The sequence below is a fragment of the Achromobacter sp. E1 genome, assembly GCF_037039475.1.
GTDB classification, from domain to species: Bacteria; Pseudomonadota; Gammaproteobacteria; order Burkholderiales; family Burkholderiaceae_B; genus Achromobacter; species Achromobacter mucicolens.
Genome location: NZ_CP146253.1, coordinates 851,539 through 874,232 on the forward strand (window position 1 = coordinate 851,539; position 22,694 = coordinate 874,232).

Below are 22,694 nucleotides of genomic sequence, written 5' to 3' on the forward strand. Positions count from 1 at the left end.
CCTTGCGTTGCTTCGAGGTTTTGCCGGGTAATGGATGGTGCGGGTACAGCTTGCCGATCACGAGTCAGCCTCCAGAGATTCAGCAATGGAACGACGTGCACGCAGGGGCAGGCCGTGTGCTTCGTAGAACTCGCGGCGGGCCATCAGCCACGCTTTGTAGGGCCAGGCACGGCGCTCGCCCCAGGGGTACGCGTCCTTGATGGCCTGGTGGGTTTGTTCGGCGCTGAGGCCTTCGGCGCGGCAGCGGTCGAAGACGCTTTGCATGATCTTGTAGGCCATGCGGGTGCGTGCTTCCTGCGCGCCGCGTTTGCGGTTCGCTCGGGTCATGGAAGTCTCCGGGTGAAATTGGCGTCGGGGCGGTGTGAATGGTCCGCCGACGGCAGCGCAAGCCCGGACTTGGCCGGGCGCGCTGGGATTACGAAACAGAGAGGACAGAGTGCGCGCTGGCCGCCTTCGCTGGCGCGCTCGCTCGGATGGCGCCTCGAGCTCGGCCGGGACTTCAGGCTTGCTGGGCGGGGTGGCCTTGAAAGACGTCTCGAGCCCAATGCGCGAGGAGCATAAAGTCGGCGTCCACCTTTTGGCGTTGGAATCGGGAGTCCGGGCAGTGAAGATGGAAGACGAGCTCGCCGTTGGCATCGAACATTGCGTCGATGGCCCAATAGTGCTGCAGCTCGCACGCCTGCCCATAATCAAGCAGGATCCTACCCGCGAGGCGCGCGGACCGAGCGACATCCGTACGGAACATAACGAAGGGCGTCCGACGCGTCGGCAGGCGCCACAGCCGATGTCCTTCGCAGCTGCTTACTGATGAGACGACGCCGTCGACGTTGAACGCCGCAACCAGTGCACGGACGCGCGGATCGATGACATCGAGCGCTAGCGCTTCGGTGTGTGGCCGCAACGATCCTTTGAAGAGGCGTGCTTGCATCCTCCGGCGAAAGGCGCTGCGCATATGCTCAAGTACGGCTTGCATGGTTTGTATAGGCCGGAAGCCGATGAACTTGCACGTCACCGTCGGCGGCCGTGTTGAAGTGCAGGCGTAGCAAGGCGTCGGTGGCCTGCTTGTAGCGAGAGCGCACACGCGGCGGCATGGAAAGGTATGCCAAGAAAATGGAAATCGCGCCGGTGATGCCGACAATATTCGTCAGCGTTGCGCTGCCCCATGCGCGTGCGTGCCACTCCGCCGATAGCTCCTGCAGCATAGGTACCGCTTCATTGGGAAAGGCCATTGCAAGAAGTGCCAGTAGCCAGAAGAGAACTAGGGGCCAGATGAGCAACATCTTCGCAGCGAGGGCGGCCGACCACTTCGAAGAGGACATAAGTTGCTCGACGGCGACACCGCTATTACGGAGAACGCTGCGCTGAATAGCGGCGTAATGCCTGTCGGCCATTGTCCCGACCGATATCCCGTTCACAGTGACCTTCCAGACGATGGGCCGCGGCTGGGTGACGCGTGCCTTCAGACGGCGGTCGTAACTCACCGCCGTGACGTACATCATGGCGGCGACTACCCCGGCAGATATCCCGAAAACAGGCATCTGCATGCCGCTCGCCATACCAATGACGAAAACAAGCAGCAGACAAAACGCAATAACGGTGAACCGGAACGGAAGTGAAAGATCGAGTTCTTTAATCATGGATTTTACTCGGCTGCGAGCGAAGCGCTCGCCAGGTGAAGAAGAGGGTTGAACCAGGAAGCGACGGTGCAAAGCACCTGTGGCTGCGTCCAGGGCGCCACGTGACCTGCAAACGGGCTACTCGCGCCAGCGAGAGCTACTTACACGCATGAGCCGAACGCAAGTTTTAAACTCACAGCCGCTCTTGCCGCTCGATTGCGTAGATCGCGTCCATCAAGCCATCCACAAGCTGGTGCATGTCGGCAGTGGTAAGTGAGGCGGACGCAGTCGGCGCGCCAGGCATGCCACAGCCATCCATGGCTAGAAGTGCGGTTTGGCCTTTGCCGCACTCGTGCTGGAGCCGTAGAACACCCGGCTGCCCCACCGGCGCTCTGAACGGGATTTCGACGTCTATGCGTTTGTTCATAGCACCCGCCCAGGGTTGAAATACACCTGCGTCAGCTTGTAGTCGGCGAAGTACAGCGAGATATCCAGCGTGGAAAACAGGTAGCGCCGAATGGTGTCGAGATCCATCTGATTGCCGGCCGTGGACTGCTTGACGAGGAGCGCGACGCGTTCAAACGAATCGGGCGCACTGTTGGCGTGCGTGGTCGTGACAGATCCAGGGTGGCCAGTATTCAGAGCGTTCAGGTAGTCCCACGCTTCCGGGCCGCGCAGCTCGGACAGGAATATCCGATCGGGCGAGCTGCGCATGGCGGCCTCGATGCACTCTGTCGCCGACATTCGGCCCGCACCTTTGCCGTAGATCATGTGCACGCGATTGGGATGGTTAGGCAGGAAGAGCTCGTGCACGTCTTCGATGGTCAAGAGGCGTTCGAGGGAGGGCACGCAGTCGATGAGGCTGCGCGCGAACGTCGTCTTTCCTGAGCCGGTCTTGCCCGCGACAATGATGTTGCGGCATTGAAGGACTGCGCGTCGCAGAAACTGCAACATATCCCTCGCTGTCAGAAGGTCGAGCAATTCCTTGTCGTTGTCGGTCAGGTTGTCGAGGTGTCCCGTCAGACCACTCACATTGACCCAGTTGGCGAAGGCCCCTTCTGCGGCCAGCTCGTCCAGCGTCTTCACGACACTGCTGTGCTTGCGAATGTTGATCGAGAGTGCGCCGTCGATCACCGCAGGCGGCTGGGCAACCTGAGCGCGCTCCCCGTCCGGCAGCAGCAGCGACATGATTGGCGTGAAGTTGACGTTGTTGTAGCTGGCCATGGCGCTCACCAACGCTTCCAGAAAGCTGAAGGTCAGCTTCGGATCGTGGCGCTCATGCCATCGCCCTTGAGAGCGCGTAAAGATAACGCCAGGCCGGGTGATGGTGATCTCGCGGACAGCGTCGTCGGCCATGTAGCCAGAGATGGGACGCATCATCTGGCGCAACGCTGTGTCGCGCCCGCCCGAGTCGACGGGCGGTGCACCGGAGGAGTCTTTCATAGGGAATCCAATTAATGCGTCTGGCCCGCCGAGACCCGAAGGTCAGGCAGGCCTAACGGAGGATGCGTTGGAAGCTTCGGTCAGCTTCGCAGCATTGGCAGTGCCGGCGACTGCGCTGCTACCGCGGGACGGACCGGAGCGTGTAAACAGAACTGAAGTCCAGGTCGCGAGCGACATAGATCCCCAACCGGCCTCCCTGGTTGCGGTATAGCGTCGGCGGAATGTTGATGGTGTTATCCAGCACCGTGGTAACCGCGTTGGTAGCCGCGTCGCCCGTCGTGTTGAATTGCACTTGCCCGTTGTCGCTGCTGCCACGTGAGGTAGCCCACGTGCCCAGATCGCTGATCAAGCTGACCAGGATGGCACCGCCGAACCGCTCAGCGAAGTGCGTGTCGATGAAGCCGTCCAGGCCTGCCTCACCCAAGGGGCCGGTGCCAGGCGAATCCAGGTGGATGACAACACCCTTGGGCGTTTCCAGCCGCGACCATACGACGCCCACGCGCGGCTGGCCCTGGGCCAGCACGCCTTGCTGATAGCCGATGAACCGGGATCCTTTGTCGATCAGGACCACGCGACCGCTGGTCGAGCGGATATCGTGAGGCGCGTAGCAGCTCAGCATGCCTGCCTGCGCAGTGACGAGCTTGGTTTCCTGGACGCAGTCGATCATCGAGCCCTGCGTGATCAACATGTCTCGGTTGCCGATCAAACCTGCTCGCGATGCCGAGAGCTTCATAGGGGTGAGTTTGCTGGCCATCGGCCCGCTGTCGACTTCGCGTGCTGGCGGAGGGGAAGAGCTGGACTGCCCGGAAGACTGGCCTTCTTGTCCCTTGGTGCCACGAAGGCCGCTGGCCAAGCGCCGCTGGGTGACTGCGTCTACCGTCACGGCCTGTGCAAGGTCAGGCACTGCGCCCTTCTGCTCCGCCTGCATTGGAGCAGGCACTATAGGCGTAGCCAGAGGCGAATCAGGCATCGGAGGTGGCGGCGGAGGAGGTTCGGGTCTGAGCTTCAGGCCGGGAAGCACGTTCTCGATTCTCGCCTGCACGGCGGGCGCGGCCTCCTCTGCAGCGGGCGAGTTAAATGCGCGCCATCCCGTTACGCCGATAGCCATCAGAGCAATCAGGATCATCAGAAACATGAACGCTTTTGCGCCCTGTTGCATCGGCTTGGCCGTGCCGGACAAATCGGGCCGGCCGCGGCCCTGTATCTGTGCCTGGTGCTCCTCGATCTCCGCCACGGCGTCAATGGTTTGACCGGGTCTTTTTCGCCTTTTGAAGAACTTCATGGCGCTGGCTCCTCACGAAGGACGCGTTCGACTTGCGGGGACACAGTCCCGGTGGCCAAGCTGCGTGCGACAGGCGGGCCATCGTTGTGAACGGCCAGAACCTGGTTGCCAATTCGCAAGTGCCACCGTTTGGCGACGCGATGGAGTACCACGGTTTGTTCGTCTTCCATATGGCGGTTCACAATGACCTCCTGGCCGTCGGCGTCGACGAAGTAAATGGCTGGCAGATCCTGGCCAGGCGCGAAACGAAGCCAGGTCTGCGCACCGTCATCCCAGGCGGCACTGGGTGCCAAGCTGATGTCGCCGCTCATCGAGTAAGCCTGCCAGTTGATGGCGACGTCCGCCGTGGCCAGGTCGCGCTGAACGCGCTCACGCTCTTCCTGGGCGGCCGACTTTGCCTGCTCAAGCTCGGGGTAGCGCAGCACCACGCGAAAGACACCACCGCTCTTTCGGGCCTTTTCATACTTCAGGAGGAACGAGTAGTTGCGCTTGGTCGTGATGTAAAGGAGGTTCGTGTCGGCCTGCTCGACGATAGGTTTGAGCAGGAGGTGCTTGCCGATCTGCTGAAAGTCATACGCGGCCGAATCACCGAAAGCATGAGTCACATAGTCCTCATCGTCGTTCAGCTGGATCTGCGTTGCGACACCCAGCGTCGTGTCGACCTGAATGACGTCTGCGGCGTCATAGTCCGTCCAGCGGATGCGTTGATCCTTGGGCGAAGCTGCAGGGCGGTCAAGCGACCAGGCCGGCGCTGCGACCGCGCATAGCGCGGCCGTCAGCACCGCCAAGGCCAAAGGCCTGAAGCGGATGTTCATCGGGCGTGCCCCATCTCGAGGTTGCTCTCGCGTTGGCGGACCTGGTGGTGCGAGTGCTGATGCTCGACGCCCAGCTCGGCCTGCTTACCATGGTCAGCGTCGCGCACCAGGCCGACGCCTCCGACGGCCTTGAACGGATAGCTGATCGCGAGGGCTTCTTCGTTGCCGGTCATCTCGAAGGAACGATTCAGCGTGTTGCGTGCGTGGACGATGAGGTCGCCTGTCTCGTTGTCACGCTGAATCAGGCAGTTGGGAGTCGTCCCAACGATCGGACCTTTGTACTCGCGACCGTCTTCCGGTTGGCGGATTTGTCGGTCCTGTTCCCCGTACAGTTCCACCGGACGGCGCGCTTCGCGGATCCGCTCTTCGAAGTGCTTGCCGATGCGGTCAGCGGCCATCACAGCGGTAGGCAGGCGCAGGTTCGCATCCTTTTGGAGATGGTCCTTGCACAAGCGGGCGGCGCCGTAAAGGTCGCTCTTTGCATAGCGCTCAATGTCGCGCAGCAGGGCAGTGCGCTGTGCGTTGTCCATGCGGCCCACATCTTCGAGGCGGCGGGCGAGTTCGTTGATTTGTGCTTTTTGCATGACGATTACCTCAGCGTTTCGACAGCGGTCGAGTAGGAAATGACTTGAAAGCCCAACGGGTTGTCACGGATCACGCTTTCCGACATGGGCGTATTGACGAACCGATAAGCGAGGGTGGCGATGAACTGCTCAGAATTCGGCGCCCGATTGGGGCCGATCTCGCTTCGGGTAAAGCGAACCGTGGCGGTCTGGTTGGGGCCGGGGGTGATCGAGCGGACGCTGATCGCCAGGCGCGTGTGCTCGCCATACTTTTTGTCCAGGGCTTCCCGGCCCGTTCTCGAGTCATCCTCGAACTTCGAGTGGTACTGCTTCTGCACGTCAGGGGAGCTGAACAACCCGCAGCGGTCGTACATGTTCTGCAGGGTTCGCCAGTCGTAGCCTTCGCAGGAAAGCACGTACTGAGTGACGAAGTAACGGGCGAGCCGGGGGCCGTAGTCTTCCCGTGCATCACCAACCTGAGATACGTTCTCGACCTCGCCGGTCGCGTCATTGACACGCACAACGTAGGGCGGTTGGGGCGTGTAGCTCAGCAGGAGGGCGGTCAGCGCACCGACAGCGAGTGCCGCCAGCACAAAGAAGGCTGTTGCCACTCGCCAAGCTTTGGCCCTGGACACGCTGAATTCCGTAAGAAGGTCTCGGTCCAGGCCACGGTTGCGATCCAGTTCTTGCTGCAGTGAGAGCTTGGGATCTTCAGAGGACATGACCTTCCTCCCTTTGCCCGACGAGGTGGAAGGGCCGCACGTTTCGTACGGACGTGAAAGGGCGAGCCGCGGCGAGCGCGGCCAATATGGCGTGCTTCATCGATTCTCCGAGGAGATGAGGGGATTTAAATCAGAGGAGGCTGGCTAATGCGCAGCTCAAAGAGAAGGGCACAGCGATTGCTGTGCCCTGTGAGAAACCGGCAGTGGCGCCGTTGATATTGCTTTGACCGCGCTAGCGATCCTGACTCATGTTCCGAACCATCGAACGGGTCATTTCATTATGTTGCTGTTGGGAGTGCCTTTTCTGCCAAGGCGCGCGTCCAACATCGCTCGAGCGTTGGGTAGTCGCTGTGCCCGCTATAAATAGCTGCGTCGGCCATTTGAAGCAGAGATACCAAATCGGCCGCAGAATCCACGTCCAGCTCGCGCGTGCCAAGCTCACCCACTGGAAGGCCGAGATCGGTTGTTCGGCTCCCGTCTGAAGGGACGGAGATAGGGGCACATCCTGGCTCACAAGCGGAGCCCTCGAAAGAGGTTTGCCCAGGGGCGTAATCGGGGCCATCAGTTCTCCCACAAATTGTCTTGAAATCGAGATGATGACTTGCAGTAGGTTTGGATCAATGTTAGCCGATCCTACCCAGGAAAGGAACCGAAATACCCCCCCCTTCTCCGCCCGTAATCTTTGCCGCCACGGTGGAGACCTGTTCAAGCATGTATTTGGAACACATCATGAAAAAGACGATGGCTGTGAGCATGGAAAAGATGTTTATCTGATCCGCTGCTGTGAGGTCTAACAGCCCTTGCTGCAGCATGCCGAACATGCCCATGATGAACATGAATACGACCATAAATAGGCCAGCATAGATTGCATAGAACAAGGCTTGACGCAGCCAGGTAGTAAAGAAATCCCGGGTCACATCGAACAGCAGAGCCAGTATGCAGAGTGGCCCCAACACGACGACTAAGCCCATCCCGACTTTTACGGTGATAAGTACTAGCATGCCGATCGCGCTCATTACGGCAGAGATGATCGTAATGATGACCGACACGACGACAAATACGAACGCTTGTGCGATCTTTCTGATGCCGCTGGGTGCGCGCTCCTGCAGCCTCGTGCCGATCTCCGCGCCATTGTTTGCGGCATCGTCCATCATCTCTGAAGGAGTCTTGACGGTGCCGGTAAAGAGCTGTGCGACCGACGTGGGTAAGTCCAGCATCACGGTGACGATCCTTTGCTGATAAAAGCCATTGGCACCGGCTATGCCCACAATGAGCACAATGTTGACGACACGTCGCAAAGCGTGGAGTACCGGGGTTTGAATTGCCCCGGAGCAGATTAGCCACCCGTACCAGATCAGTGAGATCGAAAGGCCGACCGAGACAAACGGCAAGATTTTCGCCGTGACGGATGCGACCATTGGCGTGACGACATTTGTCAGCATCGTGGTTACTGACTGATCGATCCAGTTCGCGATGCCACCGAGACTGACAAGGCTAACCCCGGTGGTGGCCATTACCGCGCTCCCGGAAGCGGCGCCCGAATTGCGCTGAGGCTAAAGGAACTATCGGCGAGCTTCTCGGCCTGCTGTTCCATCAGTGCCTGCTCCGCCTCGATCTGTCGGGTCAGCATATCCGCCCGAGTTTGGTCGGCCTGGATGTTGGCCTGCTCAACCAACAGACGAGCCTGAAGGTCGGCAATAGCCTTCGGATCCTGGGTTTGGTTGATCTGCGCCTGGAGCTGGTCCACCTGTTTGACGCGAGCGGTCATGGCTTTCTGGGTCTGCTCCATCATCGCCTGACTGCGGATAGCGAGTTTATCGGCGCGCGCATCGAGGTTCTTCTTGTCTTGCTCGTAGTTCCCGGTCAGACGTTCCTCGCGCTCAATGCGCTCCACGACGTCTGAGATACCGCCCAGCCCGCCGCTGGACGCCCGCAGGATCTCTCGTGCGTCCGCCGGCAGGGCATTGCGGATCGCCGGGTTGTTCAGGATGTCGCCGAGGTTGCGCGTGCCCGTGAGCGATTCGAGTTGGCGTTTCTGACTTTCGAGCTGACTCTTGAGAACCTGGATCTGCTCGGCGTACTTGGCCAACGTCTCCACATGCTTGATTGCGCGGTCGGCGAGGCTGGCGCCGTCAATCACGGGGATTCCGCTCGCGTGGACAGGGGCCAGCGCGTTGCAGAAAAGGACGGCGGCCAGGCATGCGGTGACCCGTGCGCGCCAGGGGCTGCGCAGGCGGGTATTGCCGTTGTGCTTCTGGGTCATTTTTAGCTCCTTGTCGCCTCTTGGGCGCGTTTGAGGTAGTGGGGCAGCCAGATCGCGGGATCGTCGCCATGGGTGGCGACGGCCGCTTCGGCGATTTCGGCCAGGTCTTCAGAACCGGAGAACACCAGCAGTGCTTCAGGGCAAGAAGAAAGGTCCAGCTCGGCGGTGACGGCAGACTCGTTTTGCTTGACGACGAACTGCCGGCTGAATGGCGGCAGTTCCTTGACCATCTTGAAGACGGCCGGGGACAACTTGAAACCCTCGACATATTCCTCGGCGGTTGCTTTGGGGTTCTCGAGGAACATGGCAGTTGCCGACTGCTGAATGAGCGAGCGCCCCACCGGGTTCTCCAAGATCGCCGCCGGTTCCTGGGTTGCGAACACCAGGACGCCGTTCTTCTTGCGAACGGTGCGGCTGGCGTCCTGCATCGATGCTTGGAAGTACGGCACTTTCAGCGGGTGCTGCACCTCGTCAAAGAACAGGGCGATACGTCGGCCGTCCATCATCTGGTCAGTCCGATAAAGCAAATATGTGATCGCCGCGTCCCGGATCGGCCCTTGTTCGAGAAACTCCGTCAGGTCAAAGCCAAAGAGATCTGTGACTGCGAGGTCAAGCTCGTCCTTCGGGTTGTCGAACAGCCAGCCGTTCTCGCTTCCGGCACACCAGCGCTTGAGGCGGTCCTTCAAGCTGAGCTGGCCATCTGGCGCCGGCGCCGAAGGCAAGAACTGCAGCAGGGTAGAAAGGCACCGGTCCCCCAAGTCGATATGGCTGACCAGGTGGTCGATTGCCTCGGCGATCTGCTTTTGCTCGGAACTGCTGGGCGGCTCGTCGCCCCTGGCGCCCAGTTGCCGCGTCATGCTCGCCATGAATGCGACGTTGGAGGCGGTGGGCGGCAGCTGCAGGTAGTTCCAACCGGTTCTGACGCCCAGGCGCAGCGGGAAATACTTACCGCCCATCGCCATGACCGTGACTTGCATGCCGCGATCCTTGTCGAAGACGACGCCCGTGTAATTGAACTTGCGTGCCTGGGTGATCAGATGCCCTAACAGAACGGTCTTGCCAGCGCCTGACTGCCCGATGATGGACGTGTTGCCAAGGCGACGCTTGCCTGTATCGTCCACGTCCTCCAGCGAGGCGTGAAAGTTCAGGTAATAGGGCGTTCCCCCAGTCGTCTTGAGCATCGTGACGGCCGGACCCCAAGGATTGCCCGCGGGCTTTCCGAAGAGGTAGTTGTGCATGGACGCGAAGCTCAGGAAGTTGAGCGAGGTGATGGGCGCCGGGCGAGGGCGCCACTTCCAGTTGCCTGGGAGCTGCGCGGCCCATGCCGCCAGGGAAGCGCGATCACACAGCTTTCCAATGATCTCCTCATCGGCCAGCGCGCCGCTGATGTTTGCAGCCGCGCGAAGGGCGCTTTCGTTGTCCTCTCCGAACACTTGGATCGTTGCGTGATGATCCCCCATGACGAAGCGGCCGGCGGCCAACTCGTCACGCGCCTTGTGCAGATCCGCGATCTGTGACGACGAGTAGTCGCCCGAGTCTTGCAGCCATTTGATCTGGCGCGATAGGGCTTTCAGACCGTCTGCCTTGGACATTGCCCCGAATGACTGCGACAGGACGAACTCATGAGGCTGATTGAGCAGGCAGTTCAGATGGCCAGCTCTGGTGTTGTTGGGGTATTCACGCAATTCCAACATCACATAGCGGCGTGTCCAGTCGGGCCCGCGCATCTCGCCCAGCTCACCGTGCGTGGAGAAGAACTGCCGGCTGGTCGGCAGGTAGTTGTAGAGCCGGGCATTGACCAGCGGCACGGGCTGCATCTTGCCGTTGAGCAAATAGCCCAGGAACTCCGCGGGCTCCGAGAACCGCGACATCCTGCGCGGAGCCTCCTCATCGCCTATGTCTTGCGGCGACTCGCGTTCGACGATGGACAAGAGATCCGGCGAATAGCGCTTGAGCGAGCCGCGAAGCTTGCGGTTGACGTCATCGAGCTGCTCGATGGCCTGGTTCTGCCAGGCGAGCGCCGCGCGCGCGGTGCGCTTCTCAAAGTTCGAGAGCAATCGCAGCGCGGGATCAATCTGCGCCCGCATCAGCACGGTCAAGTACATCTCGTTGATCATCGGCGGCTTGCCTGCAAAGACCTTGCGGTACGCGGCGTCATGATCTCGCGAGAACTGGTCCGGATAGTCACTCTCGGGGTACTCGAAGACCTTGCGCCGGACCAGGTGCGACCAGATCCCGAATCCAGTCGGAAAGCCACGGAAGACGTTGTTCAGCTCCTCGACCCAGCGATAGTGTTCCTCTTCGCTGTAGCCCTGGAATGTACGGCCGTCGATACGCCACACTGAAAGGTACTCCCAGTCGCGGGTTGCGACGATGGTCGGGGTGACGTGGTGGGAATAGGGAACGTATTCGCTAACCGGTGGCTCATGCGCCGGCAGCGTCACGGTGGATTGTTGTTTCATCGGTCGTGAACTCCGCGCCCGCGTGCCCATGGGCGCCGCGGACTGTAGGGCGTGGGTGTGAGCGAAACTGCTCCCCAAAAGCCCTTGTTTTTGGCGAAGATCTTGGTCTTCAACCAAAGCTCCCAGATCCAGAAGGCCCGGTCATCGTTGCGGCTGACAATGGCCATGATCGGATAGAGCGCAGGGAAGAGCAGCCAGCCCCACAGGGTGAAGGACGCCGCCGTGACGGTCAGGAAGACCAGGGCCGCAAACGCCCGCGTCGGAACTCCACCCGGGACGGTGGCGACGCGGGTGGCTCCCTTGAAAAGAGGGAAGCGGTTGGGCGGCACTTCGGACCCCACCGCAACTGGGGCGGCTGCGGCGGGGGCTTTTGCCTTCTGCTTAGGCGAGGTGGCCATGTTTAGAAGAGCAGCTTGATGATGCCGCCAGCGATCGCGCCGGCAAATACCATACCCACCGCCCACTGATAGGCGGTCTCCTTGCGAATCACGTCGAAGGAGTAAAGGATGCCGATGATGCCCGCAGAGATGAGGCCGATGACCGGGATGATCAGCCAAAGCCAGTCTTTCAGAGCTTGCGTGGCACTGGTGGCCTTCTCGAGCTGAGCCATGGCCAGCTCAGGTTGCAGCATGAGGAGCGCTGCCAGGGTGGCATATGCCAGTGCGGTGAGCATGCGCCAGCTCTTGGACGGCGTTTTGATGTGGGAGGAAGAGGAAGCGACAAACATGTGAAACTCCAATGGGTGTGGCCTTCCGGCCGGTCGGCGGGGAGGCGTTTGTTGAGGCTGATGGGAAAATTCCGGTGTTTAGCGGCTAAACACGTTGAGGGGTACGTGGCTACTGCGTAGGCGGACGTGTGGGCAAGGTCGGTACTGGACGCCCGAATACCGCGTCGGTCTGCGGCGTGAAGGCATCGTTGCGCCGGGTGCCGAACGCATCTCTGCGGGGCGCTTGGAATGCGTCTGGCTTGGATGGCTTGGGTGGCGGTGAACTACCTGCCTTGCGTTCGGCGTGGGCGATGGCGCCGGCGTCCTTCACGATTGCCGGTACGGCCAGGCCCGCGCCTGCGATAACCTTGCCGACATAGCCATTGGTGAAACCTGATGTGAGGTTGCCAGTGTTGTAGCAACTGAATGCCGCATACAGCGCATTCTGTCCAGGCCCATGCAGCTTGGCTGCGCGCTGGTAGCAATTCACGAGTACGCGCTGCGCAGAAGCCAGGTTCACGCAAGGGTCAAAGATGGACTCCGGCGTGACACCCAGCCACTTCCAGTTGCGCACGTTGATCTGGCCGTAGCCGACATCGAAGTCGACCCCCTTGGCCATTAGCTCACGCACCGCTTCTACAGCTTCCTCCTTGGACTTGGGGCGGATGCTTCGATGCGGCTTGGCGTTGACGCCAATGGCAAGCGGATTGAACGCAGACTCGTGCCGCACTACCGCGCTCAGCGTACTGATATGCACGTCAGGCGCGCACTGCCGGGCGAGCGTGGGAAAGTCCATCGTCTAATTCCCCCCGCTTCCAGAGCCGTGTAACCACTCCTCGTGCTGCTTGCGCTCGGCGAGTTCCTTTTCGTACTTGGCGAGTTCGCGGTCATAGTCCTTCGCCTCAACCCAGTAGCCGCGCTCTTCGGGCGTTCCAACGTAGCGAGGCAGATCGTCATCAAATGACGTGTACTCGTGCGAGACATAGGCGTTGCAGTAGCCCGGTCGTTTGTTGCTGATGATGGGGTATCCGTCGTCGCTGGTCCCTCGCCAGGCGCCGAGGCCCGCGTTTAGGGAGCCTGCGTCGCATCGCCCTGCGCCATGGGCGAGCGCATCTGCGAGTGATGCCATTTCCTTGGTTTGGTTGGAGGACGGGCACAGCTTCAAAAAGTCATGGCGAGCATCCAGCGTGTCGGACAGCTTTTTCTTCTTGATGCCGTAGAAGTGCGAGAGGGCCGGGTCGCACTGCCCCGGCCGTACTCCGCTGGAAAGGCAAATGAGCGCTTCGCAGGCCAATTTCTTGTCGCCGGTCAGATAATCGAATTGACCGGGGCTTTGCGCCCACGCCGGAGATGACAGTGCCGGGAGAATCGAAGCAATGATAAGCGCCATCAGGCGCCGCAGGATCTGCATGGTTGGGGTCCTCAGATTAGTGGCAGATGTCGTAGCTACCGACGTCGACGATGTTGCGGCCTTCACGCGTCTCGGTAGTCACGATGCAACCGCTCACGGACGTGATGTTGACTACACGAGTGGCTGGAATGCAGTGGCTTCCATCGCCGCCCGTGTGGCCGTCGCAGCTTCCGTACAGCTCGGCGGTACGATTGCTGTTGGACAGTTTGCAGTATCCGAAAAAGCCGCTTTCACCCCTAACTTCGACCGACTCGCCGGGTTCCGCCAGCTTGCCGTACCAGATGGGATCGTTAGAGTTGCCGCTACCGGCGGTGGTGCCCGACGCGAACAAGCAGTTCAAAGTGGCCGAGGGTCGATGAATCGTGACCCCGTAGCGGGTGCCGTAGTACACCAACATGGCGCGCTGAAGGTTCGGCGTAACGATGGTTGAGTGATTGTCCGACCATCCACTTTGGCCGCCGTTGACCCCCGCTATTAGGGCGTCGACTACCCCAGGAAGGCGCGCCGCCACACATGCGTCTTGCCAGGGCCCCCAGCCCTCGTAGGCGACGTCGGCGTGATTGGCCTGCAAGATGTAAGCCGTTCGGTACCGAGTTCGGCTGCCGGTATAGCCCGCGGGGCAAGTGGCAGATTCGGACTGGGACTGAGCCAGGCGGCAACCACCGTAAGTTGTGTGCCAGGCATAGCCTGAGAAGCAGCCGCCAGGAGGAAGCGGCGCGCCTTGGGTGACCTGGACGTTCATGAGCGTAAGGTCCGTCTTGAGCTGGACGTCGGCCTGCTTGCCATTCGGGTCCGCCGCAGCCGCGGCGTGGGTGGACACCAGCAACGCAGTCAGGGCGAGCGCACGCCGGCCCCAGCACTTGAGAGTGTGGAAATTCATGCTTGCCTCAAAGGTGATGAGTGCGTCCATAGTGGACGCACGTGGGGGACTGCCTAGTTCCTGCAGCCCTGGATGACGGCGGCGCGTGCGTTTGCGCCTGCCGGAGAGATAACTACGCGGTCGCCACTCATTGCCACGGTCTGGCCCACCCGAACATAGCTGGAGCCAGAGTTTTGGAAGCTTCCCGCGAACGTGCCGTTCACGGTTACGGAGCCTGCGGCATTGACCGAACCTGATCCTTGAATGGTCCCTCCGACCGAACCGCCAACGTTAACGTCAGTCCCCGTGACAGTGACGTCTAGGGATTGGATCGACGCATACCTCCACGGCGTCTGACCTGCTGGGCAGGTGAGCGCCGGAACTGCTGCATCGGTCGGCAGGTTGCTGTACACCCCAGTAACCACGTGACCGAAGGGCGTAAACCACACCCCGCCCGTGCAAACCGCGAGCATCTTATTGGCCGTTGAAGCGTAAAGACCTTCGATCGTGCATGCGGCGCCTGGGGCGACCGACGTTTTGAGCAGCAAGCCTTTGTTGCTCTGGATCGTCTCTCCCACTGTCAAGGTGTTATGCAGAGTGACGGGGCGGGTTTCACCATGCCGCACGAACTGGCCGAAGGGTGTGGCGTCCAGGCTTGCAGCGATGACTGCATGCCCTGGCTCTGTGCCGAAGTCAAACCAGGCACGCGGAATGTCCATCAGCGGCCCCCGTACATTTGCGGACCCGCGCGCGTCGTGGCCACCGTAGCCGTCAGCGGCCAGAACCACCTTGCTCAGGAGGGCTTGGTCGAAAACGCTACGGTTGGCGGCAGGCGGTGTGCATCCGGCATTCTGTCGGAGGCTGCGCGCTGCGTTGATGGGATGGCAGGCGTAGACGAAGGCGCTGGTACGGCAATCAGCGCCTGGGCAGGCACCCTGTCGGACCAGAATGAACCGCGCTACGTCTCCCAAGCTCGGGTATCGCGGGATGGTCGCCGGCAGCAGCCCTAGCGCCGTGAGATCGGAGAGCCCGCCCCGCGCCACTTGCGCACCTCCCACGCTGGCCCAGGCTAGAGCTGGAGGCGTGGGATACGAGCCTGCGGGCAGTCCGGTGAGGTCTTCGCCGCGCAGCCAGGCCTCGTGCTTTAACTGCAGATCGACCACCGCGCCCCGGATTTGCATCAGGTAACGGCCGGTCGCTTCAGCGGCGCCTTCGTCTGCTTTGCGTCTGACTTCCTTCGCCGCGAATACAGCCAGCAACATGACGAGCAGTAGGGCGACCGTGACCTCGACGAGAGTAAAGCCTGCCTGTGTGCGCGCGCGGGAGGGCAGCGGTGATTGAAATAATTGCATTGGTTCGCCTCCGTTGAGAGCCCGTCGGGGCGTGCCGGTGGCACGTCCCACACGCAGTCCCAGGGAATCAGCGCGTGGCGAAGACGAAGGTGTTGTTGTCGCCATTGACGCAGAGGTTTTGGGCGGTGACGGCGTTGAACGTCCCCGACTCGCTGTTGGCACCCAAGGTTTTTGCGACCGTGCCGTTCACGCTGATCATCTCGGAAATGCCGTTCAAGGTGGAGGCGAGGACAGGGCAGGCGCGATGGTTGACGTTCGTCAGCGTCAGGGAGAACGCGCTTCCTACCGCGCCGCCACCCAGCGCGGCCGGGGCGATAGTGATCGTCCCGTTCGAGCCCACGCCGGTACCGCCGAGGCGGTGTGCAACCGTGTTCCCGGTCACCTTGAAAACGGTTGAGTCCCTCAGCGACGGCGCCAGGTTCTGCGCGTTGTCGATCGCCGAGTAAGGCGTGGCCGAGTCACCTTCGCTCATGATTCGTGCAGTGGACATGAACCGCTGCAGTTCACCAGCCGCCGCAGGGACACGACCTTGAACAAAGAAGCCCTTTACCGAGGGGAATCCCACGATAGCGAGGATGATGACGATAGTGATGACCACGCCCACCTCGGCCAGCGTCCAACCGCCCTGACGGCGAAGGTCCGCAGATTTGGCGCGTTGGATTGCACGCTGGGTTGCGATGTTGTGCTGTTGCATCTGAATTCCGATTGTTCGAATGAGTTTTCACCACGAGCTTTCGTGGCGGCGAGTTGCTACATTGCGTCGATCATCAAGGCGTTGCGCATGTCCATGATCACGCTTTGATGCCAAAAGAAGAGGCCTGCCATGAAGAGGACGGCGCAAATGAGCGCCGCCCATCGCAGCACCTTTGCGCGGTCTTCAACGCGCTTGAGAATGGTGGTCTCCATGCGTGCGCGGGTCATCTGCAAGCCCGCGTCCAGGCCAAGCGTGTTCGTGAGGTCTTCGAGATACCAGTAGATCTCTCGATCCAGCAGGCCAACGTCAAAAATCTCCGCGCCCTTTTTTGCGTCGTCGAGTCGGTTCTGAATGGCCTGAAGCCGACGGCTAAGCCAGCGGGATGCCCCGGGTAACTGCAGCTCTATCGCTTGACGGATCTGCATGACCTTGCCGGCGCGAGGCTTGACGGCGGTTGCCGCCGTGCTCACGACCGCAATCGCTTGAACGTCCCGGTAAAGCCGATACGGTCCCCACTTGTCGAGCCACCGGCGTAGCGCGTTGTCCATATAGGGAAACGAGAGATAGACACCAACGCCGAGGGCACTCGATACCAACCACAGCCGAATACCTTTGTCCCGAATCCACTGCGCCATGTCGAAGAACGCCTGGGTCGACGGACTAAGCAGCTCAAACCGTATGTCGGGCATGGCGTCCTGCAGCATGGGCGCGGTGAGGTAGGGGACCGCGATCATCACCATGGCCCAGACCAGCAGCAGCATTAGGGCAGCCACCGCCAACGTTCCGACGAGGATTGACCTAAGCTTGGCCGTCACGCGCACGACGGCGGCCATGTCGCGCAGCCCTCCTGCGAAGACTGCTTGCCCTTGGGTTTGCAGCGAAACGAATTCCGCTACCTCTCGCGGTGGGAGCGTCCGGTGAAGCGTCCTGCCAAGCTCGCCCGTCTCCACAATTCGGTGCGCCCAGTAAGCCGACAGGACGCCACGGGCGCTTTTGCCATAGCGCTGGGCGTCTGCCTCAAGAATGCTGAGGAACGTCCGGCGCCCCTGAGTGTCCTCCGTCATGTCCGCCAAGTATTCGTACCAGTCCGCACGGGCACGCGCGAACTTGCTGGCGGCCTGGCCCACCCGCGTGAAGTAGAAGGGAATCTTCATCCCTTTTTCCTTTGGCGCAGAAGTGTTGCGTACGCCGTGAAGTGAGGCTCAATGTCCCGGGGGTCGATCATTCCCTGGCTCATCTTGTAGACGGCGCATTCCATGGTCGACTTTCCTTCCATATCAGGGTCGTCGTAACGGGCGGTGCGCTGGCTGGCGAAGATCGCTCTCAGGCGGATCTCGTCCCCGTTTGCGATGGCTCGAAGTGCATCGGGATCACTAGAGGGCTCGAAAAGTTCTGCTACTGCAGTACGACTTGCGTACCCGAAGAGTTCAGGGATCCCCTTCTTGCGGCAGTGTTCGCACCCGTCCGGGTTGCGGATCTTGAGCGGATCGCTGCCGAAGTCGTATAGGGCTTCGATGTCCGCCAAGTACCGTTGCCATGTATCGCGATCTCGATTGATTCCCATCCGATCCTGGGCGCCGTCAAGGAGTGCCACGGCGGGAAGGGCGCAGCTGCACAACTTTGGCATCAGGGCCTGGTGAACCAGCAGCTTCAACACGCCAGGGGTTCCCAGCGTGCTGCGCGGTATTCCGATTTCGCTGGAGGCAAACCGCTGCGGAATGGCAAGCGCACCTCCCACGTGCGTCGTGCAATAAAGGTTGCTGCCCGAGAGCACGATGTCCTGAAATGCCGCGCCCGTGAGCACATCGCGAATCTCACCGAGAAAGACGTCACTGGCGGCTGCCCGCTTGAGCGCCATGAGCTTCGATTTCATCGTGTCGCGGTCGGAGCCATCCAATGAGCGCGAAACGCTGGCTTGGAGCACTGCCTCCATGATGAGTTCCACCGGATCCTCGATCGACATCCGCTTGCGGGTCTTCGGCAAGCGCACGATGAGTTGGGCGATGCTCACCGTTTTCCCGGAGCCGGGGATACCGCCCATGACGATGGCGCCGCCCATGCTGCGCATCGCCCGCTCGAACTGGGCGATCTGCGAGGGGAGGTATCCAAGGGCTGACATGTCCACCGTTTGCACCTTGGAGTCCACGTCCAGCAGGCGCAGTGTGATGGACGGCCCCTTGTCCGCAATGAATGAACCCCAGCGAAGCATGTAGCTGCGCTCGTCCACCACCTCGTACAGCCGGCCCTGTTGCTCGTTGGCCATGTCAAGGAATAGGCCGTTCCCGCCGCTGACATCCAGCCATGCAACGCTGGCCATGTCGAGGAGCTGCTGCGTGGGCATCGCCAGATGTTCAGGCGTGGTGTACTGGCCGTCGATGGTGGCGCTGATGCGCGATTTCGCGGCCGTAGTGTCGATGTTCAGATGCAGATCGCTCGCATCGTTGCGAACCGCCCAGGACACAATGTCGTAGAACCCCTGGCGAACCGCCGACTTCTCCTTTTGGCCACGGATCCGGGAGCTTCGCTGCATCACGTCTTCGGCCTGCATCCGCTCTCTGACAAGGGTCAGCAGAATGACCGGGTTGATCGTATATATGTGGACCGGGCCTTTGGCGGCGTCGATGGCGCGCTGTTTGACGGCGCGAAAGATGTCCGTGTCGACTTCGCGCGGTTTGACGAACACGACATAGCGCGGTCCCTCGAGCTCGGCGACGCATGCGGTGACCGCCGATGTCGAGCCGCACCAATCGACCTTGAGCGTCCTGAACGCCGGCTGCATTTGCGTAATGTCTTCGAACGAATCGAGGTGCGGGTAGTCGTCACCGGTGGGCACTGCAGGCATCGATGCATGCATATCCAGCACCGGCATTTCCTCTTGTTCGCGCAGGCTGACATGCAACGTTCGCTTGAGCCGCCGCACCCACTGAAGGAAGCTTGAAATCATGGTGTTCCCCGATTAAGGCAATAGGTGACTGCGTCCTGAGACTGGTCAACGAAGCTGGCGCAGGGTTGCGAAACGGCCTGCAGGCGCAGTCCGAGGTCGACGCCGGCAACCGGCTCGGCGTGGCCGCTGCGAAAATGCGCCCGACGGCCCGCCTGGTCGACCATCACCGTCAGCTGCTTGCCGACACCTGTGATGGCGAGAAGCCGAGGCGGGGCAACAACTGGCGTTGCGTTTGGATCGGGTTTGGCGGCCTGCGCGGCAGGCGGGCCAGAAGCGGCAAGGTGCGCGCTTTCGCCTATTCCGGGCTGCGCCTTGCGCTTTTCCTCATCGAGTGCGCGTTGGGCATCGAGCTCCAACAGTTCTTGCACCATCCGAGGAACTGGCTGGCTTAGATTGACGGCATCGACGCCAAAGACGGGAATCTGCGCCGCCACCGATAGCGGCACGGCAATTGCAGCTGCTGCGCAGACGACTATTGCGACGAATCGTTGTCGCTGTCTGCGTTCAGGGCGATTCAACATAGATGGTTCCTTTGAGCGTTGTGTCGAAGGCGCTCGTCGTGAGCCCTGGTGTGGTATCTGGCGAAAAGCGCACGTGCAACTGCGTGACTTCGGTGGCGCGCGGAAGCGCCAAGCCGTACAGGGAGCGCAGCGGCGCGTTGATGACGAGCGCGCGCGTTGCCGGAAGCTTGATCTCCTTGGGCCGGATCACGGGTTGTTCCAACCCGTTGGCAAGCTTGATGTTCGGTACCGAGATCGGCACTTGTCCTGGCGCAGACAGAGAAATGTCCTGCAGCGCTGGGCGCAGTGCCTGCCAGGATGGCTCCCAAACCTGCCGCATCGCGTTTGCGTCGGGGAGTTCCGCCAGCAGCAACGGCTGAGCCGCCAGCCCCGCAGGGACGGTCCAGGAGGCGTTCGCGCTCTCCAGATCGACATGCTCAATCTTCCAGGTGGGAGGTAAGGCCGCGTGCAGGGTGCGATTATCCGCAAGTCGCGTGCGCTCGTACTTCGCTACGCAGCTGCGAACCTTGGGTTGGCAGTCAACCTCGACGAGCTTCCACCGACCGGGCGCGGTCGGCACGGACTCCACTTGTTGCAGCAGCGGAGTGAGCCCCGGCTCGCCAAGTGTTCGCGCGGTCTTTGCCCACGCAGCGATTGCCTTTTTCCACAGCGTTGCTGGGTCAACTTCGGGCTGCGCGGCCAGCATCTCCTGTGCAATTCGTGCTTGCCGCTCCTCCCAGTAGCTCATGCCGATGTCCCAGGCCTCGTACACCAGAAATAGCCCCAGGATGGTCCACCAGAAGGGCGAGACCATCGCGAGACTGAAGCCCGCTCGGCGCAGGGTCGACTGCTGGTTGGTGTGCGCGGCAAGCTGTTGCAAGGAGAAAGGCCGCGACTGCGTGCGGTGGTCCCCGTGCACCTGCGCCTCGCCGTAGCGGGCCAGCGCCTCATCGAGCGCACGCTGTGCCGCCTGCAGATCTGCGAAGACCGCGTCTCCGCCTGCCTGGACCACACCAGCAACGACGACGGCAATCCATACGGATTTGTCGGGCAGGTTGAGCGCCACGATGTGGGTGCCGTGACGGTGCATCTGTGCAAACGCGGAGGCCGCCGAGAATAGGCTGGCGCGCGTCTTTGCGCGACGCTCCTTCCCTTTGGCGATGAGGAGTCCGACGGAAGGGCTGCGGGCATCGCTGTGGACAAAGTGCGTGGCCTTCACCTTGCGTGCCAGCCGCAGCGCTTCTTTCTGCGGATCCTCTCCGAGGACCGTCTGCCATCGGACGCCGAAGACAAGCTGATTCGATGTGCCGGGGATGGCGACGAGCCGATAGCTCAGCCGCCGCGGGGCTTTCTCTCGTCGTGCCACGTCAGAATCCTTCTTCGGGAATGGCCGTGACCAGCACGACCGTGAGCATCTGCTTCTCTTGCGAAGCGTCGGAGCCGCCGGCGAGCATCGGAGCCTTGTCATCCAGGCGCCGCCTGGTAGAGGTGTCGGCCGATTGTTGGTAGCCGCCGATCACGACCTGCTCGCCGGGGCGCACCATCACCTGCTGCACTCGTCCCTGGCCACCGATGTCAGTCTGCTGGACAAATGACTGATCACCACGCGCACCGACCGGCTCCTTTTTCATCTCGATGAGCCGGGTGTCGTCGTAGGCAATGGTCAAGAGCACTTGGCCGTCGTCCTGCGCGTCCGGCACAACCGTAAGGAAAGTGCCGACCGTCTTGTTGTCTTGCGTGACCGTGACGGTGGGGGCTGAGGTGTCCGACGTGCTTTGCGTTTGCTGCAGGTCCTTGATGTAGTCGAAGGAGCGGCGGGTGTCGTACTTGCCTGGGCGGCGGTTTTGCATCAGGAGCGGGATGCTCTTGTGGTCGATGATCGAACCCAATTGCGATAGCGCTGACAGTGCAAGGTTGGTTCCTGCGAACGGGCCGCTGCCCACTGTGGCTCCTACGCTGCCAGCGGCCTTGGCCGCGTCCAGCATTGGAGCGACACCAATTGCTGACGCGGTGTTCTGGCGCCCGAGGCTGTTGAACAGGATGCTCCAGTCCACACTCCCCTGGTTGATCCGATCGCTCTGCACCGTGATTTCTTCGAAGACCAGGCGCACGCGACGAGTCATCTGCCGATTCTCGGCGTCCAGGAATTCGCTGATTCGGTCCTGAGCTTCCTTGGTGTCCGTCACCACGATCGTGTTCGACGCGCCGTCCGCCGCTTTGATCACGCCGGCGCGGCTGAGGAACTGGGTGACCTTGCTGACAACTGCGGCCAGCTCGCGGGCTTCGTCTTTCGCACCCGCGGTGGTTCTGTCTGCAAGCATCGAATTGGTCGACTTGATATCGCGCTGCAGGTTTTCCTCGGCCGCCTGAGTGGGCGTGCGGACCACATAGCTCTTGGTCTCTGTCCGGTAAAAGCGCAGCGCACCGATCTTGTCGTCGTAGCGCCAGTACACGCCCAGGCGCAGGGCGATGGCGTCCAGCACGGAGGCGAGCGGGGCCTGGCCAGCTGGCAGGGGGGCCATCTTTGTGCGCGCTACGCCCGTCGGCAGCGCGGGACCCGCAACACGATCCACTGCCGCGCCGGGGATTAGAGCCGGGACGAGCGTGTCAGCCGTGCTGGCGCTCAGGCTAAGCGGGTTCACCGCGCCGAGATCGCCCGCCAGGCGAGGCAAGAAGTATTCGGCGGGGAGCAGGGCGTCGGCAGTGACCTGCGTCAGGATGCCGGTGGCGATCTGGATCCGGTCGGCCAGCGTCTTGAGATCGGCGGAGTTGTTCTCAAAGAGCAGCGTCGTATTGACGTTCGCCCGGAGCGCCGGGGGCAGGGTGACTTCGCGAGCCAAGGGCTGCGGTCGGCCGGCGATCCAGGGGAGCTGCACGACTTGACCCTTTGCCCGGTCGATGTCTCCGGCTTTGAGCTTGAAATGGTCCAGCGCGATCGTGCCGTCGGCTTGACGGAGGGCGGCGCGGGATTCGACTCGATCGGTGGCCTGCAGGGCCGAGCAGCCAGCAAGCGTTGCCAGCATGACCGCCGTCGGTACGGTGCGGTAAGCAATCATTGGATT

23 protein-coding genes are annotated in these 22,694 nt (G+C 61.5%); all 23 read right to left on the bottom strand.

Annotation, left to right across the window (positions count from 1 at the left end; genetic code table 11):
* Positions 1-57: 57 nt before the first annotated feature.
* A complete protein-coding gene (locus V6V88_RS03890) occupies positions 58-327 on the bottom strand; it encodes a hypothetical protein (protein ID WP_152383446.1) in 270 nt (89 codons plus the stop codon).
* A gap of 172 nt (positions 328-499) precedes the next feature.
* Complete coding sequence (locus tag V6V88_RS03895; protein WP_152383447.1) at positions 500-973, bottom strand: hypothetical protein; 474 nt, start codon at positions 971-973, stop codon at positions 500-502.
* The gene (locus V6V88_RS03900) at positions 957-1,637 is read right to left on the bottom strand and encodes a hypothetical protein (protein WP_152383448.1); all 681 of its coding nucleotides are present in this window, start codon (positions 1,635-1,637) and stop codon (positions 957-959) included. Before V6V88_RS03900 ends, V6V88_RS03895 begins: the two co-directional genes overlap by 17 nt.
* A 402-nt stretch (positions 1,638-2,039) precedes the next feature.
* Positions 2,040-3,059, bottom strand: a complete 1,020-nt coding sequence (virB11, locus tag V6V88_RS03905; protein WP_152383449.1) for a P-type DNA transfer ATPase VirB11 — start codon at positions 3,057-3,059, stop codon at positions 2,040-2,042.
* Between the two features lie 118 nt (positions 3,060-3,177).
* Positions 3,178-4,341: a type IV secretion system protein VirB10 gene (gene virB10 / locus V6V88_RS03910; protein WP_152383450.1), complete on the bottom strand. Its 1,164-nt coding sequence runs from the start codon at positions 4,339-4,341 to the stop codon at positions 3,178-3,180.
* On the bottom strand, positions 4,338-5,156 hold the full coding sequence (locus tag V6V88_RS03915; RefSeq protein WP_152383451.1) for a TrbG/VirB9 family P-type conjugative transfer protein: 819 nt from the start codon (positions 5,154-5,156) through the stop codon (positions 4,338-4,340). Before V6V88_RS03915 ends, virB10 begins: the two co-directional genes overlap by 4 nt.
* Positions 5,153-5,740, bottom strand: coding sequence for a hypothetical protein (locus V6V88_RS03920; protein ID WP_152383452.1), 588 nt, complete (start codon positions 5,738-5,740; stop codon positions 5,153-5,155). The genes V6V88_RS03915 and V6V88_RS03920 overlap by 4 nt, the downstream gene beginning before the upstream one ends.
* 5 nt (positions 5,741-5,745) lie before the next feature.
* The gene (locus tag V6V88_RS03925) at positions 5,746-6,441 is read right to left on the bottom strand and encodes a type IV secretion system protein (protein WP_152383453.1); all 696 of its coding nucleotides are present in this window, start codon (positions 6,439-6,441) and stop codon (positions 5,746-5,748) included.
* Positions 6,442-7,064: 623 nt separating this feature from the next.
* Positions 7,065-7,955 (bottom strand): type IV secretion system protein, encoded by an 891-nt coding sequence (locus tag V6V88_RS03930; RefSeq protein WP_152383454.1) that lies wholly within the window; start codon positions 7,953-7,955, stop codon positions 7,065-7,067.
* Positions 7,955-8,704, bottom strand: coding sequence for a P-type DNA transfer protein VirB5 (gene virB5 / locus V6V88_RS03935; protein WP_152383455.1), 750 nt, complete (start codon positions 8,702-8,704; stop codon positions 7,955-7,957). Before virB5 ends, V6V88_RS03930 begins: the two co-directional genes overlap by 1 nt.
* 2 nt (positions 8,705-8,706) lie before the next feature.
* Complete coding sequence (locus V6V88_RS03940; protein ID WP_286895896.1) at positions 8,707-11,166, bottom strand: VirB4 family type IV secretion/conjugal transfer ATPase; 2,460 nt, start codon at positions 11,164-11,166, stop codon at positions 8,707-8,709.
* Entirely contained in the window at positions 11,163-11,564 is a 402-nt protein-coding gene (locus tag V6V88_RS03945; RefSeq protein ID WP_082900587.1) for a VirB3 family type IV secretion system protein, read from the bottom strand. The genes V6V88_RS03940 and V6V88_RS03945 overlap by 4 nt, the downstream gene beginning before the upstream one ends.
* Before the next feature lie 2 nt (positions 11,565-11,566).
* Positions 11,567-11,893 (bottom strand): TrbC/VirB2 family protein, encoded by a 327-nt coding sequence (locus tag V6V88_RS03950; protein ID WP_152383457.1) that lies wholly within the window; start codon positions 11,891-11,893, stop codon positions 11,567-11,569.
* A gap of 109 nt (positions 11,894-12,002) precedes the next feature.
* Complete coding sequence (locus V6V88_RS03955) at positions 12,003-12,668, bottom strand: lytic transglycosylase domain-containing protein (RefSeq protein ID WP_152383458.1); 666 nt, start codon at positions 12,666-12,668, stop codon at positions 12,003-12,005.
* Positions 12,669-12,671: 3 nt separating this feature from the next.
* A complete protein-coding gene (locus V6V88_RS03960; RefSeq protein WP_227741356.1) occupies positions 12,672-13,283 on the bottom strand; it encodes a TrbM/KikA/MpfK family conjugal transfer protein in 612 nt (203 codons plus the stop codon).
* A 16-nt stretch (positions 13,284-13,299) separates the two neighbouring features.
* On the bottom strand, positions 13,300-14,193 hold the full coding sequence (locus V6V88_RS03965; RefSeq protein WP_152383459.1) for a hypothetical protein: 894 nt from the start codon (positions 14,191-14,193) through the stop codon (positions 13,300-13,302).
* A 23-nt stretch (positions 14,194-14,216) separates the two neighbouring features.
* Positions 14,217-15,494, bottom strand: coding sequence for a prepilin-type N-terminal cleavage/methylation domain-containing protein (locus tag V6V88_RS03970; RefSeq protein WP_175157418.1), 1,278 nt, complete (start codon positions 15,492-15,494; stop codon positions 14,217-14,219).
* A gap of 67 nt (positions 15,495-15,561) precedes the next feature.
* A complete protein-coding gene (locus tag V6V88_RS03975) occupies positions 15,562-16,188 on the bottom strand; it encodes a type 4 pilus major pilin (RefSeq protein WP_152383461.1) in 627 nt (208 codons plus the stop codon).
* Positions 16,189-16,244: 56 nt separating this feature from the next.
* The gene (locus V6V88_RS03980) at positions 16,245-17,342 is read right to left on the bottom strand and encodes a hypothetical protein (protein WP_152383462.1); all 1,098 of its coding nucleotides are present in this window, start codon (positions 17,340-17,342) and stop codon (positions 16,245-16,247) included.
* The gene (locus tag V6V88_RS03985; protein WP_175157419.1) at positions 17,339-19,132 is read right to left on the bottom strand and encodes an ATPase, T2SS/T4P/T4SS family; all 1,794 of its coding nucleotides are present in this window, start codon (positions 19,130-19,132) and stop codon (positions 17,339-17,341) included. Before V6V88_RS03985 ends, V6V88_RS03980 begins: the two co-directional genes overlap by 4 nt.
* The gene (locus tag V6V88_RS03990) at positions 19,129-19,653 is read right to left on the bottom strand and encodes a hypothetical protein (RefSeq protein WP_253856173.1); all 525 of its coding nucleotides are present in this window, start codon (positions 19,651-19,653) and stop codon (positions 19,129-19,131) included. The genes V6V88_RS03985 and V6V88_RS03990 overlap by 4 nt, the downstream gene beginning before the upstream one ends.
* Positions 19,637-20,998, bottom strand: a complete 1,362-nt coding sequence (locus tag V6V88_RS03995; protein WP_152383465.1) for a hypothetical protein — start codon at positions 20,996-20,998, stop codon at positions 19,637-19,639. The genes V6V88_RS03990 and V6V88_RS03995 overlap by 17 nt, the downstream gene beginning before the upstream one ends.
* 1 nt (position 20,999) lies before the next feature.
* Positions 21,000-22,688 (bottom strand): hypothetical protein, encoded by a 1,689-nt coding sequence (locus V6V88_RS04000; protein WP_338617962.1) that lies wholly within the window; start codon positions 22,686-22,688, stop codon positions 21,000-21,002.
* Between the last annotated feature and the right edge of the window lie 6 nt (positions 22,689-22,694).

What these genes read in the sequence shown, in the direction of transcription:
- V6V88_RS03900 (WP_152383448.1), bottom strand. Translation starts at nt 1,637, where the DNA reads ATGATTAAAGAACTCGATCTTTCACTTCCGTTCCGGTTCACCGTTATT.
- virB5 (WP_152383455.1), bottom strand. Translation starts at nt 8,704, where the DNA reads ATGACCCAGAAGCACAACGGCAATACCCGCCTGCGCAGCCCCTGGCGC.
- V6V88_RS03945 (WP_082900587.1), bottom strand. Translation starts at nt 11,564, where the DNA reads ATGGCCACCTCGCCTAAGCAGAAGGCAAAAGCCCCCGCCGCAGCCGCC.
- V6V88_RS03890 (WP_152383446.1), bottom strand. Translation starts at nt 327, where the DNA reads ATGACCCGAGCGAACCGCAAACGCGGCGCGCAGGAAGCACGCACCCGC.
- V6V88_RS03975 (WP_152383461.1), bottom strand. Translation starts at nt 16,188, where the DNA reads ATGCAACAGCACAACATCGCAACCCAGCGTGCAATCCAACGCGCCAAA.
- V6V88_RS03930 (WP_152383454.1), bottom strand. Translation starts at nt 7,955, where the DNA reads ATGGCCACCACCGGGGTTAGCCTTGTCAGTCTCGGTGGCATCGCGAAC.
- V6V88_RS03915 (WP_152383451.1), bottom strand. Translation starts at nt 5,156, where the DNA reads ATGAACATCCGCTTCAGGCCTTTGGCCTTGGCGGTGCTGACGGCCGCG.
- V6V88_RS03895 (WP_152383447.1), bottom strand. Translation starts at nt 973, where the DNA reads ATGCAAGCCGTACTTGAGCATATGCGCAGCGCCTTTCGCCGGAGGATG.
- V6V88_RS03940 (WP_286895896.1), bottom strand. Translation starts at nt 11,166, where the DNA reads ATGAAACAACAATCCACCGTGACGCTGCCGGCGCATGAGCCACCGGTT.
- V6V88_RS03950 (WP_152383457.1), bottom strand. Translation starts at nt 11,893, where the DNA reads ATGTTTGTCGCTTCCTCTTCCTCCCACATCAAAACGCCGTCCAAGAGC.
- V6V88_RS03960 (WP_227741356.1), bottom strand. Translation starts at nt 13,283, where the DNA reads ATGCAGATCCTGCGGCGCCTGATGGCGCTTATCATTGCTTCGATTCTC.
- V6V88_RS03970 (WP_175157418.1), bottom strand. Translation starts at nt 15,494, where the DNA reads ATGCAATTATTTCAATCACCGCTGCCCTCCCGCGCGCGCACACAGGCA.
- virB11 (WP_152383449.1), bottom strand. Translation starts at nt 3,059, where the DNA reads ATGAAAGACTCCTCCGGTGCACCGCCCGTCGACTCGGGCGGGCGCGAC.
- V6V88_RS03980 (WP_152383462.1), bottom strand. Translation starts at nt 17,342, where the DNA reads ATGAAGATTCCCTTCTACTTCACGCGGGTGGGCCAGGCCGCCAGCAAG.
- V6V88_RS03920 (WP_152383452.1), bottom strand. Translation starts at nt 5,740, where the DNA reads ATGCAAAAAGCACAAATCAACGAACTCGCCCGCCGCCTCGAAGATGTG.
- V6V88_RS03925 (WP_152383453.1), bottom strand. Translation starts at nt 6,441, where the DNA reads ATGTCCTCTGAAGATCCCAAGCTCTCACTGCAGCAAGAACTGGATCGC.
- V6V88_RS03955 (WP_152383458.1), bottom strand. Translation starts at nt 12,668, where the DNA reads ATGGACTTTCCCACGCTCGCCCGGCAGTGCGCGCCTGACGTGCATATC.
- virB10 (WP_152383450.1), bottom strand. Translation starts at nt 4,341, where the DNA reads ATGAAGTTCTTCAAAAGGCGAAAAAGACCCGGTCAAACCATTGACGCC.
- V6V88_RS03965 (WP_152383459.1), bottom strand. Translation starts at nt 14,193, where the DNA reads ATGGACGCACTCATCACCTTTGAGGCAAGCATGAATTTCCACACTCTC.
- V6V88_RS04000 (WP_338617962.1), bottom strand. Translation starts at nt 22,688, where the DNA reads ATGATTGCTTACCGCACCGTACCGACGGCGGTCATGCTGGCAACGCTT.
- V6V88_RS03990 (WP_253856173.1), bottom strand. Translation starts at nt 19,653, where the DNA reads ATGTTGAATCGCCCTGAACGCAGACAGCGACAACGATTCGTCGCAATA.
- V6V88_RS03985 (WP_175157419.1), bottom strand. Translation starts at nt 19,132, where the DNA reads ATGATTTCAAGCTTCCTTCAGTGGGTGCGGCGGCTCAAGCGAACGTTG.